This window comes from Streptomyces tropicalis, from assembly GCF_029269835.1.
Lineage (GTDB): Bacteria > Actinomycetota > Actinomycetes > Streptomycetales > Streptomycetaceae > Streptomyces > Streptomyces tropicalis.
Genome location: NZ_JARJBB010000004.1, coordinates 420,813 through 433,355, shown reverse-complemented (window position 1 = coordinate 433,355; position 12,543 = coordinate 420,813). Strand labels below are relative to the sequence as shown.

Here is a 12,543-nt window from a genome sequence, read left to right as displayed (position 1 = left end):
GCGGCCGGCGTCGGCGAAGCCTCCGCCCACGACGAGGAGGCACGAGTGACGGATCCGAAGGCCATGGACCCCGCGGCCCGGGAGCAGGTGGCCCCGTGCGAACCACCGGGGTCCGGCTCCCTGGACGCGATCGGCACGGGGGCGTACACCGTCGACGAACAGGGGTACATCGTCGCGGTGAACGCCCGCGCCGAGCAGCTGCTCGCGCGCAGCGCGCCGGACCTGGTCGGCTACGACGCGCACGAGCTGCTGCACCGCACCCGGTACGGCCAGCCGATGCCGCGTTCGCGGTGCCCGATGCGCCGGGCCCTCCTGTCCGGACGCGTGGCGCAGGGCCTGGGCGAGTGGTTCGCCCGGGGCGACGCTTCCCTCCTCCCCGTCGCGTGGCTGCTCACCCCGTACCGGCTCGACGACGGGCGGGCGGGCATGCTCGCGCTCTTCCACGCGCTGCCCGAGGAGGGTGTGCCGCGCGTGGCGAGCTCGGGGGAGGCGGTCGCGGTGCCGCTGTCGGAGCTGGAGCGGCTCGCCCTGCTGGCGGAGACGACGACCCAGCTGACGTCGACGCTCGACGTGGACGAGGCGATGGACCGGCTGGTGCGGCTGGTGCTGCCCCGGCTCGCGGACTGGGCGGTGATCGACCTGATCACCGAGGGCGACGACGTGTCGCGTGCCCTCGTGGCCCATGCCGGTGACGACGGCCCGGTGGCCCGGGTGGACCTCCAGGGCCCGCTGCCGCCGGTGTCCCCCCGCTCGCCGATGCCGCTGTCGCGGGCGCTGCGCGGGGTGGCGTCCACGGTGGTCGGCCCGGAGACCTACCAGAGCGAGCCGGACTCGGGGATCGCGGTCGAGCAGCGCCGGCTGTTCACGGCGACGGGCATGCATTCGGCGGTGATCGCGCCGATCCGCAGCCTGCGCGAGGTGCTGGGCGCGCTGACGCTGGGCCGGTCGGAGCGGTCGGACCCCTTCACCGCCGCCGATCTGCCCCTGCTGGAGGACATCACCCACCGGACCGGGGTGGCACTGGAGAACGCCCGCCTCTACCAGCGGCAGCGCAAGATCGCCGAGACCATGCAGCGCCATCTGCTGCCGCAGCTGCCCCGGGTGACGGGCCTGGAGATGACGGCCCGGTACGAGCCCTCCCCCGACGCGTCGCAGGTCGGCGGCGACTGGTACGACGCGTTCTCGCTCGGGGAGGGGATCACGGCCCTGGCGATCGGCGACGTGGTCGGGCACGACCTGGACGCGGCGGCGGGCATGGCGCAGTTGCGCAACATGCTGCGCGCCTACGCCTGGTCCGAGCAGCGTCCGCCGAGCACGATCGTGGACTGGCTGGACCAGGCGACCCGGCACATCAGCGAAGTCACCATGGCCACCCTGATCTTCGCCCGGCTGAATGCGGGCGAGGCCGGTCAGTGGCAGCTGACCTGGGCGAACGCGGGTCACCCGCCGCCCCTGCTGATCTCCGCGGACGGCTGCGGGCGCTTTCTCACCGAGGCGCACGGGATCCTGCTGGGCGCCCGGTCGGGGCGGACCCGCCGGGACGCGTCGGTCGCGGTGCCCGCCGGTTCCACGCTGGTGCTGTACACCGACGGGCTGGTGGAGTCGCCGGGCCGCAGCATCGACGAGGGGCTGGAGCGGCTGCGGCGGAACGCGGGCGCGCTGGCCGCCCGTCCGCTGGAGTCCTTCACGGACCAGTTGCTGGACCGGGTGCGCCCGGCGGACAACGACGACGACGTGGCGCTGCTCGCCCTGCGGACCCCCGGTCCGGCCGGGTGAGCGGCGGCGGCCGCGGCCTGAGGGGACGGCCGATGAGCGGGGTGCGACCGTCCGTCACTGTTTCCCCGACGCCACGAGGGTAACTCGGGACGCATCCGGCACTGCCGTACCAGCGAGGGAGCGTGCCGATGACCGAGCGCCGCCAGCCCCCGCCCGCTTCACCGTCACCGTCGCCGCCCCCGACCCCACCGGCCGATCGCCCCGTGGTCGGCTCGTACCCGACGTACGAGGGCGCCCAGCGGGCGGTGGACTTCCTGTCCGACCACGGCTTCCCGGTGGAGCACACCGCGATCATCGGTTCGGACCTGCGGATGGTCGAGACCGTCCTCGGCCGGCTCACCCGGGGCCGCGCGGCGCTGGCCGGTGCCGGTTCGGGCGCGTGGTTCGGCCTGCTGATCGGCCTGCTGCTGGCCGTGTTCGCCGCGGGCGGTCACAACGCGCTCGTCCTGCTGCTCGGCGGTCTCGTCTACGGCGCCGTGTTCGGGGCGGTGTTCGGCTTCATCGGGCACGCCCTCAGCGGGGGCCGGCGCGACTTCACCTCGCGCAGCCGGATCGTGGCCGCCCGCTACGACGTGGTGGCCGATCCGCAGGTGGCCGAGGACGCCACGAACATGCTGATCAAGCTGGGGTGGCGGGAGTCCTGAGACCGCCGGGCGGCGGCCGTGCACCGGCTGCCTCCACAGCCCCTGCCGCGCTCATCTGAGAAAGCTGGAGTACAGATGCTGCAGGAAGAAGGTCTCGCGGAGCCCGGGCCGGGGTACTCGGGCGGTCCGTCCCGCGCGGTCGCGGACGGACGGGCCCCCGAGCCCGGTTCCCGGAGGCCGGCCAGGAGCACGACCCAAGGGGACGACGTGACGTTGCGCATCGGTGCAGAGGAAGAGTTCCACGTGCTGGACGTGGAGAGCGGGCGGCTCGTCCCCCGCGCCCGCGCCGTGCTGGACCGCCTGGACGGGCCCGGCTTCACCACAGAGCTGCAGCAGTCGGTGGTGGAGAGCAACAGCCGCGTGCACGGCACCCTCGACGCGCTCCACGCGGACCTGGCCTCGGCCCGCCGCCGGCTCGACGCGGCGGCCGCCTCGCTCGGCCTGTCCGTGGTGGCCGCCGGCACCGTCCCGCTCGCCGACGTCACCTCCCGGGACGTCACCGCCGACGCCCGCTACCGGCGCATGGTCGACGAGTACCGCAGGGTCGCCGACGAGCAGCTCATCTGCAGCGCGCAGGTCCACGTCGACGTGCCCGACCGGGACACCGCGGTCCGCGCCGTCTGCCTGGTGTCGCCGTGGCTGCCGCCGCTGCTGGCGCTGTCCGCCAGCTCGCCGTTCTGGCTCGGCTCCGACACCGGCTACGCGAGCTGGCGGACGATGCTGTGGCAGCGCTGGCCCACCGCGGGCCCCGCCGGCTGCCATCCCGACGCGGCCGCCTACGACGCGGCACTCCAGGAGCTGATCCGCTCGGGCGTCATCAGCGACGCCGGGATGGTCTACCACGACGTACGGCCCTCCGCGCACCAGCGGACCCTGGAGCTGCGGATCTGCGACGCGTGTCCCCGGGTGGAGACGGTCGTGCTGATCACCGGGCTGTTCCGTGCCCTGGTCCGGGACGCGTGCGACCGGCTGGCCCGCGGGGACGGCCCGCAGTGCGACGGGCACCACGAGTGGCTGCGCGCCGCCGCCTGGCGGGCCGCCCGCTCCGGCCTCGAAGGACCCCTGGTGGACCCGCTCACCCGGCGCGCCGTGCCGGCCCGCTCCGTCCTGGAGGGGATGCTCGCGCGGCTGCGCCCCGCGCTGGAGGCCTCCGGCGACTGGGAGGCCGTGCGTGCGCTGCTGGCACAGGCCCTGGCCGACGGCACGGCGGCCCAGCGGCTGCGGCGCGCCGCCGAGGCCGACGACCTGCTCGCCAGTGTGGACCTGATGGTGGCCGAGACCCGTGGCGCGACCGCCCCGCGGGCCGCCGCCCCGGCCTCCCGCAGCACCGCCCCCGCACGGGCCCAGGGCCCCCGCGGTGTGCGCGGAGCCGGACGCCCCGGCAGTCCCCGCCCGGCCGTCAAGGGCGCGGGCGCCTGACCCGCCCCGGGACCGTGCACACCGGCCAGGAGCCCGCACCGGACGCCACCGCGCCCGGCGGCGCCCGCGCACGGACCGCGCACCGGAGCGGCCCGCGCGCAGCACGGCGTCCGCCACGGCGGCGTCCCGGCCGCGCCCGGCCGCGCCCGGCCCGCCGGCAGCGGCCCGCCGGCCCCGGCCCGCGCGCGGCCCGTCCTTCACACGTCCCACGCCCCCACTCCCCCGGCGGCGGCCGCGGCCGCGCCGGAGGGGTCCACCGAAGGGAGGTCCGCCCGATGTGCGGACTCAGCGGAGAGGTCCGCTTCGACGGCGGACAACCCGATCTGGCGGCGGTCGAGCGGATGACCGACCGGCTCGCACCCCGCGGACCCGACGGCCGCGGCGTGTGGGCCCAGGGTGCCGTCGCCCTCGGCCACCGCCGGCTGAAGATCATCGACCTGTCGGAGAGCGGCGCCCAGCCGATGGCCGACCCGGCGGCGCGGATCGCCGGCGTCTTCAACGGCTGCGTCTACAACTACCGGGAGCTGCGCGCGGAGCTGACCGCCCTCGGCCACCGGTTCTTCTCCGGCTCGGACACCGAGGTGGTGCTGAAGGCGTACCGGGAGTGGGGCACCTCGTGCGTGGACCGCTTCCACGGCATGTTCGCCTTCGCGATCGCCGAGCAGGACAGCGGGCGCCTGGTGCTGGCCCGCGACCGCCTCGGCATCAAGCCCCTGTACCTCGCCCGGGCCCCCGGCCGGCTGCGGTTCGCGTCGTCGCTGCCGGCGCTGCTGGCCGCCGGCGGCGTGGACACCGGGATCGACACCGTCGCCCTGCACCAGTACCTCAGCTGGCACGCGACCGTGGCCGCGCCGCACACCATCCTGCGCGGGGTGCGCAAACTGCCGCCCGCCACAGTGCGGGTGGTGGAGCCGGACGGCACGCACCGTGACCACCGCTACTGGCAGCCCGGCTACGTGCGCCGGCCCGGGGACGCCGCCATGGACGCCGACGACTGGACGGACGCGGTCCTCGACGCCCTGCGCACGGCCGTGCGCCGGCGGATGGTGGCCGACGTCCCGGTGGGCGTGCTGCTGTCGGGCGGCCTGGACTCCAGCCTCATCGTGGCACTGCTCGCCGAGCAGGGGCAGACGGACCTGGCCACCTTCAGCGTCGGCTTCGAGGCGGAGGGCGGCGAGGAGGGCGACGAGTTCCCCTACTCCGACCTGGTGGCGCGGCACTTCGTCACCGACCACCACCAGCTGATGGTGCCCTCCGACCGGGTCTCCACCGCCCTGGACGACGCGGTCCTCGCCATGAGCGAACCCATGATCAGCCATGACGTGGTCGCCTTCCACCTGCTGTCCGAGCAGGTGGCCAAGGAGGTCAAGGTGGTGCAGAGCGGCCAGGGTGCGGACGAGGTGTTCGCCGGCTACCACTGGTACCCGGCCATGTCCCGGGTCCCCCGGGAGCGGGCCGCCGAGGCGTACACCGACGTCTACTTCGACCGTCCGCACGCCGACCTCGCCCGCATGCTCGACCCCGGAGCGCTGCCGGAGCGGGACTTCTCCGGCGACTTCGTGCGGTCGCACGTCGCGGCTCCGGGCGCGCTCACCGCGCTCGACGCGGACCTGCGGCTGGACACGCACGTGATGATGATCGACGACCCGGTCAAGCGCGTCGACAACATGACCATGGACTGGGGCCTGGAGGCCCGGGTGCCGTTCCTCGACCACGAGCTGGTCGAACTGGCCGCCGCCTGCCCGCCGGAGCTCAAGCTCGCGGACGGCGGCAAGGGCGTCCTGAAGGCCGCCGGCCGCCAAGTCCTGCCGCGCGAGGTCGTGGACCGGCCCAAGGGCTACTTCCCGGTGCCGGCGATCAAGCACATGGCCGGGCCGGTCCTGCAGCGGGTCCGCGAGGCGCTCACCGCCCCCGAGGCCGCGAACCGGGGCCTGTTCCGTCAGGACTACGTCGCCGAACTGCTCGCAGCGCCCAACGCGCACCGCACGAAGCGGGGGGCGAACACCCTGTGGCAGGTAGCTTTGCTGGAGATATGGCTGCAGACGCACGGAATCCGCTGACCGGCGCGCCGGCACCGGCGCCGTTCCCGTCCGCTCCGGAGCCGGGGACGGCGGACGGCGACGCCGCGGGCCCCTCGGCGCCCGCCACGCCGCCCCCCGGGGCCCCGGCCGGGGAGGAGCCCGCCCGGGGCTCCCCGGGTGCGCCCGGGCCGCCGGACGTCCACGGCGACGGACTCAGCCACGGCAACGGCCACCGCCACGGCGAGGACGACGACGGTCCGGTCGCGGGTTCGGGAGCGGCAGGCCGCGTACGGGCCTTCCGGGTCGACGCGCGATCCGGCGGGGAGCGGGCCGAGGAGGCCGCGGGGACGGCGCGTCCCGCCCCTGCGGCGGTGCCGCTGCCCGACACGGCGGCCCCGCACGAGACGCCGACGCTGCTGACCGCGCACGGCTGCTGGTACCCGTCGGTGGACCCCGGCGGCCGCTTCGTCGCCTTCATATGCGACCGGGCCGGGGTGCCGCAGCTCTGGGTGGGGCCCGTCGACGGCGGCGAGGCCCACCTCCTCGACGGCGACCCGCATCCGGTGACGGAGGTGTCCTGGTCGCCCGACGGCCGCTGGATCGCCTACACCACCGCTCCCGGCGGCGGCGAGCACACGCGGGTGCTGTGCGTACGCCCCGACGGCACCGGCCGCCGGCTCCTGGCGGGTGGGGAGCCGGACAGCTCCGCGCACCTGGGCTGCTGGCAGCACGACGGGTCGGCGCTCGCGGTGACCGTCGCCGAGGCGATCCCGGAGCCGGGCCACGGCGAGCTGGAACCGCCCCCGGCCCGCCTCGGCGCCGTCGCCCAGGTCCCGGCCGGCTCCTGGATCCCCGTCGGGCCGCGGGACACCTCACGCGCGGCGGCCGGACCGGGCGGCGGCGCCGTCCCGCCGTACGACCTGTCCGGCGCCTCCCTCACCGCCCCCGGGGCGCGGACGCTGTCCGCCGAGCCCTCCCCCAAGACGCTGTCGGCGTACCTCGTCGACCCGGACGGCGCCTCGGCCCCGGTGCTGGTGGCGAGCGAACGGGCGGCCGCCACGCTCCGCGTGTGCGACGTGAGCCGGGACGGACGGCTGGCCCTGGTGCGGCGGGGACCGCGGGGCCGCCGGGAGGCGCTGGTGGTGCGCACCCGCGACCTGCGGGTGATGTGCAGGGTGCGCGTGGCCGACGCCGATCCGTGGATCGGCGGCTTCGCGCCGGACGGCCGTACCCTGTGGCTGCGCAGTGACCACGGCCGGGAGTACGCGGCCCTGTACGCCGTCCGGCTGGACTCCGCGGGGCGGAGGCGGTCGCTGACCGTCGCCGCGGAGCGGGAGGGCTGCGGCCTGGAGCTGCTGACGCTGGACCGCAGCGGCCTCGGCGCCACCCTGTCGTGGAACGTACGGGGCGTCAGCGAGCTGGAGGTGTCCGCGCTGTCCCCGGCCACGACCGGCGCGGAGAGCCACCCGTTCGACGGTCGGGAGCCGGAGGACGGCGCAGGGGCGGAGGACGGCGCGGGGCCCGACGGGCGGGCGGCGGCGCTCGGGCCCACGCGGAGGGTCTCCCTGCCGCACGAGGTCGTCACCAGGGTGGCCCTCACCGCGGACGCGGACGCCCCGGTGGTCGCGCTGTCCGGCTCGCAGCGCCGCCCCGGCATCTGGTGGCTGCCGCCGGGCGCCGCCCTGCGCACCCCGTGGTCCGCGACCGACGAGGAGACCGTGCCCGGCGGGCGCCCCCCGGTGCGTCCGGTGCCGGTGCATCCCGTCGCCCGGGACGGGCTGGGCCTGGGCGGCTGGTACTACCGGGCCGCGGGCCGCTCCCCCGGCGAGCCCGCCCCGTGCGTCCTGCACCTGCACGGCGGCCCGGAGGAGCAGGAACGCCCCACCTTCGACCCGCTCTACCACGAGCTGCTGGGCCGGGGCCTGGACGTGTTCGCCCCCGACGTGCGCGGCTCCTCGGGGCACGGCCGCTCCTTCGTCGACGCCGACCTCGGCACGGGCCGGTTCGCCGCCATCGAGGACGTGGCCGCCTGCGCCGCCCACGTGGTCCTGGCCGGGCTCGCCGATCCGCGACGGCTGGCGGTGATGGGCCGCTCGTACGGCGGCTACCTCACGATGGCCTCGCTGGTGTGGCATCCGGAGCTGTTCCGCACCGGTGTCGCGGTCTGCGGGATGTCGGACTTCGCGACCTTCTTCGCGGGCACCGAGCCGTGGATCGCGGAGTCCGCGGCGCACAAGTACGGGCATCCGGAGCGCGACCGCGAGCTGCTGCGCTCGCTCTCGCCGATGAGCCGGGTGGACGCGCTGCGCGTGCCGGTGCTGACGGTGCACGGCGAGCACGACACGAACGTGCCCCCGGGCGAGTCGGAGCAGTTCGTCCGGGCGGCCCGGGAGCGCGGGCTGGAGGCGGAACTCCTGGTGCTGCGCGAGGAGGGCCACGACTTCCGGCGCGCGGACAACCGGCGCGCCTTCCGCCGCGCCGCGGCCGACTGGATGGAACGCCACCTCGGGGGGTGACCTGGTCTGCCCTCCCTGACGGGCGGATCGGGTGCGTGACGGGCCTGGACGGGGACGCAGGTCCGGGCCCGGGGCCGGGGTTTGGACCCGGGGTCCGGGATCCGGGGTGTGGGGTGCGGACCCCGGGGGCCGGGGTGCGGGCCCGGGCGACGGCGGCCCGGCCGCGCAGCGCGTACCGGAGTTCCAGCAGTTTCCCGCGCCGGGCCTGCTCGGCGGGCGGCACGCTCGGCTCCGCCCCGGACCGGGCAGCACCGTCCTCGGACACCTCGGGCGTCGCGGTGAGGGCGGCGGGCGGCGACGGGTGCCATTCCGGTCCGGGACAGCGGCCGGCGCCGTGCAGGGCGCGGAGGCGCCGTCGGGGCCGGACGCAGGGCGCGGAGGCGCCGTCGGGGCCGGACGCAGGCCGCAGCGTACGCAGCTCGGCGGCGCAGCAGGCCGAGAACCGGCGCAGGGCCTCCACGCCGGACGGCGGGCCCCGCCGCACCCCGGTCAGGTCGACGACGAGTCGGGGCGCGCCCCGGTGCGCTCAGGGCCGCCTCCAGCGCGCCGCGGGCGCCGACGTCCACGGCACCGTCCAGGGCGCGCACGACCGGCCGGTCCCCCCGCGGGTCCGGCGGCAGCCACAGCGAGGACGGTCCTGACGGAGAGCTGCGGCACGGGGAACTCAACGGCGTCACCGGATGGTTGCGCGGGCCTGCCTGCGAGCAGCCCTGGGCGCCCCCCTGCCATGCACGGCGGCCCGCCCGGGCACCCGCTGCGTCCGCGGCACCGGGTTGCGCCGCCCGGGCGAACGGGTCCCACGACCGCGTCCGGACGGCGCGTGCGGGCCGTCCGCGCACCGGAACCGCCGGCGGTGTCGGAACGCCGGGACGACACGGTGCGGGGTCGTCCCGCCACAGCAGGTCACCGTTTTACTGGACGCGTGAACTACCTATCCCCGCAACGGGGTTGAGCCGCCCGTCAGACGGGGGACTGTGCCCGATTCCTGTCGCGGACGCGGCTGTTGTTCTGATTTCCCGTTCAAGATGCCGACTCGCGACGGGGCGACTAGCGTCTACAAGTGAGAGCCGCAACCGAGGCACATCCCGCCCGGCATGGCCTCCTCAGGGGGCTGTGGCCGCCGGCGGCCGCCCACGGAAGCTTACGCGGGCGACACGGCGGTGCCGGGGGCCGAGACGTGCTCCTCCAGTACAGCGGCAACGCCTACGACCGCGCCGCACCATCCCATTACGCGGTGGCGGCCATCCATCTTGGGCATCTGTTCGGCCCGAGACGATGGAAGGAAAGGTATACCCATGCGAGCACAGCGCGTGAAGCGCCTCTTCGCGGTTTCCGCAATCGGCGTTCTGATGGCCGGCGGCGCTGCGATCGGCGCGGCGGGGACCGCTTCGGCGACCACCCAGGGTCACGACTCCCACCAGTACAGCCGCGACTACCGCGACCGTGACCACCGCGACTGCGGCTGGTACAACAACTGGCGGGGCAACTGGGACGACAACTGCTTCTACGGCCACGGCTACCGCTTCGGCGGCTACCGAGGATTCGACTTCGGCGGCCGCGGCGGCTACTTCGACCACGGCGGCTTCAACCGCGGCTTCGACCGCGGCGGCTTCGACCGCGGCGACTTCGGTGGCTACGGCGGCTTCGGCGGCGGCTACGGTGGCTTCGGCGGCGGCTACGGCGGCGGCTTCGGGGGCCATGGGGACCGCGGCGGCGGCTACTGAGAACACATCCGGTGAAAGTCGTGGTGTGCGGCTCCGTCACGGAGCCGCACACTGCGGCGTGTTCGGGCCGGCGCGATGCGATGCGGCGGAAGACGTCGGGGCTCCGCGGCACAATGTGACGGCATGTCCATCTCTGCCGTACGGCACGATGTGACGGGCTGTCGGTTCCTGCCGACCGGCACGATGTGACGGGCTGTCGTATCGTGTCGCGCGGCACGGGCGACAGGTTGGAAACCGCCGCGCCCGTCCCGTCAGGGCGGTGCCGGGCGCAGTGCCCGCAGCACGGCCCAGGCGACCGAGACCAGCGGCACGGCGACGACGGCGCCGATCACCCCGGCCACGATACTGCCGGCGATGACCGTCACGGCCACGACCAGCGGATGCAGCCGGACCGCCCAGCTCATCACCACCGGGTGCAGGACGTGCCCCTCCAACTGGCCCATCACGACGATGAGGACGAGCACGGCCGCGGCGGTGAGCGGGCCCCGCCCGGCGAGGGCGACCACGGTGGCCACGCCCAGCGCGACCGGCGAGCCGACAAGCGGCACGAACGTGGCGAAGAACTCCAGCAGCGTCAGGGGCAGCGCGAGCGGCACCCGCAGCGCGAACAGGGCGATGCCCACGAGCACGGCGTTGGTGGCGGCCACGATGATGATGCCGCGGGTGTAGCCCGCGAAGGTGCGCCAGGCCGCGTGCCCCGCCGCGTCCCAGACCGGCCGGGCCGGGGCGGGCAGCAACTGGTCGCGGCCCCAGGCCCAGAGCCGTTCGCCGGAGTGGATGAAGAAGACGGAGGCGAAGACGGCGAGCGCGCCCCCGGTGATCAGTTCCACGATCCGCCCGAAGCCGCTGACCGCGCTGCTGAGCAGCCTGCCCCGGTGGGCGGAGAGATAGGCGACGACCTGCCGCTGGAGGTCGGAGAGCTTGCCCGGACCGAGCCGGAACGGCGGCTTCTGGAGCCACACTTCGATCCGGTGGACCCCGCCGCGGAACTCCCCCGCGAGCTGGGAGGACTCCCCCGCGACGGCATTGCCGACCAGGGCCAGCAGGGTGAAGAGCATCAGGATGCTTCCCACCAGGGCCACGGCGACGCTCAGCGGGCGCGGCAGCCGGCGGGCCAGCAGGTCGGCGAGGGGCCGCAGCACCGAGGTGATGACCAGGGCGAGGAAGAGCGCGAAGGCGATGAGCTGGAAGCGGCCGAGGACCGTGAAGACGCCGTAGACGACGACGCCGACCAGGATGAGCCGCCAGGCGTAGGCGGCGGCGACGCGCAGCCAGGGCACCGTGCGCTCGGCGGCGGCCGAGGGCGGGACGGGGCGCGGGCGCGGGCGGATCCGGGGGGCGTGCGCCGAGAGCGGGCCCGGTGCGCGCGCACCGGCACGGCGCCCGGGACCCCGCCCGGTGGCCGGGCCGCCCGCATCCGTCACGACGCCTCCCGTTCCCGGCCGACGGTCACCTCCACAGCACCGTAGGCACAGGCCGGCCCGGGGGGCGCGGTACGGCGCCTCCGGACGGGCCATCCGGGCGGTCGGCGGCCGTTCGGGACACGGAAGGGGCGCGGGCGGGGCGCCATCGATGCGGTGGTGCGGACGGGGCGCGGGAGTGACCGCGGTGAGCGTGCGGGGGCGTCTCAGAGGGGCGTCTCCGCCACCAGGTCGGGGCCGTTGTTGCGGACGTCGTTGACGGCCGTGGAGACCGGGCGGGCCGCCAGGCGGCCGCCCGCGGGCGGGGCGAGCAGGGCGCGCAGGCCGTCGGTGTCCCGGCGGTCCGGGTCGAGCCAGTCGCCGTAGTGGTCCGGGGTCAGGGCGAGGGGCATCCGGGGGTGGACGCGGCCGGCCGCGTCGGTGGCCTCGGTGGTGATGACGGTGCAGGTCGTCAGCCAGGCGCCGGGGTCGTCGTCGTGCGCGACCTCCGGGTCGCGCCAGTAGGCGTACAGTCCCGCGAACGCCATGATCCCGTCGTCCTCGGGGTGGATGAACCAGGGCTGCTTGCGGACCTTCGCGGTGCCCGGCTGCTCGATCCGCTCCCACTCGTAGAAGCCGTCGGCGGGCAGCAGGCAGCGGTGCCGGGCGAAGGCGCGGCGGAAGGCGGGCTTCTCGTGCACCGTCTCGACCCGGGCGTTGATCAACCGGGCGGCGCCCCGCGCGTCCTTGGCCCAGGACGGGACCAGTCCCCAGCGCAGCGGCCGCAGTTCGCGGCGCACCGGCCGGTCCCCGCCGTCGCGCGGGGCGCGTTCGAGGACCGCCCACACCGGGTCCGTCGGCGCGACGTTCCAGCTCGGCGCGAGGGACTCCTCCGGCCGCCATGCGGTCACCCCGAAGTGCCGCACCAGGTCCTCGGGTGCGCGGGAGGAGGCGTACCGGCCGCACATGCCGCCAGGGTGCCACGCGGGCCCGTGTTCCGCCGCGCCCCGGCCGCCGCGTGCCGCGGCCGGGTCCGGGCGGTC

8 protein-coding genes are annotated in these 12,543 nt (G+C 75.9%); 6 read left to right on the top strand and 2 right to left on the bottom strand.

The genetic code is table 11. From position 1 onward, the window contains the following. Positions 1-63 precede the first annotated feature (63 nt). The 6 genes from P3H78_RS10975 to P3H78_RS10950 all read left to right on the top strand — a co-directional run bounded on the left by P3H78_RS10975 (position 64) and on the right by P3H78_RS10950 (position 10,100). Complete coding sequence (locus P3H78_RS10975; protein WP_276108800.1) at positions 64-1,776, top strand: SpoIIE family protein phosphatase; 1,713 nt, start codon at positions 64-66, stop codon at positions 1,774-1,776. A gap of 128 nt (positions 1,777-1,904) precedes the next feature. Beyond that, the gene (locus P3H78_RS10970) at positions 1,905-2,420 is read left to right on the top strand and encodes a YflT domain-containing protein (protein ID WP_276108687.1); all 516 of its coding nucleotides are present in this window, start codon (positions 1,905-1,907) and stop codon (positions 2,418-2,420) included. Positions 2,421-2,627: 207 nt separating this feature from the next. After that, positions 2,628-3,839, top strand: a complete 1,212-nt coding sequence (locus tag P3H78_RS10965) for a carboxylate-amine ligase (protein WP_276108686.1) — start codon at positions 2,628-2,630, stop codon at positions 3,837-3,839. A 275-nt stretch (positions 3,840-4,114) separates the two neighbouring features. Next, positions 4,115-5,899, top strand: a complete 1,785-nt coding sequence (locus P3H78_RS10960) for an N-acetylglutaminylglutamine amidotransferase (RefSeq protein WP_276108685.1) — start codon at positions 4,115-4,117, stop codon at positions 5,897-5,899. Next, the gene (locus P3H78_RS10955) at positions 5,872-8,376 is read left to right on the top strand and encodes a prolyl oligopeptidase family serine peptidase (RefSeq protein ID WP_276108684.1); all 2,505 of its coding nucleotides are present in this window, start codon (positions 5,872-5,874) and stop codon (positions 8,374-8,376) included. The genes P3H78_RS10960 and P3H78_RS10955 overlap by 28 nt, the downstream gene beginning before the upstream one ends. Positions 8,377-9,671: 1,295 nt before the next feature. Then, positions 9,672-10,100, top strand: a complete 429-nt coding sequence (locus tag P3H78_RS10950; protein ID WP_276108683.1) for a hypothetical protein — start codon at positions 9,672-9,674, stop codon at positions 10,098-10,100. A 251-nt stretch (positions 10,101-10,351) separates the two neighbouring features. Here the strand turns inward: P3H78_RS10950 and P3H78_RS10945 are convergent, their stop codons facing one another. Beyond that, positions 10,352-11,524 (bottom strand): AI-2E family transporter, encoded by a 1,173-nt coding sequence (locus P3H78_RS10945; protein ID WP_276108682.1) that lies wholly within the window; start codon positions 11,522-11,524, stop codon positions 10,352-10,354. Between the two features lie 203 nt (positions 11,525-11,727). Then, entirely contained in the window at positions 11,728-12,468 is a 741-nt protein-coding gene (locus P3H78_RS10940; RefSeq protein WP_276108681.1) for an SOS response-associated peptidase, read from the bottom strand. Positions 12,469-12,543: the final 75 nt, after the last annotated feature.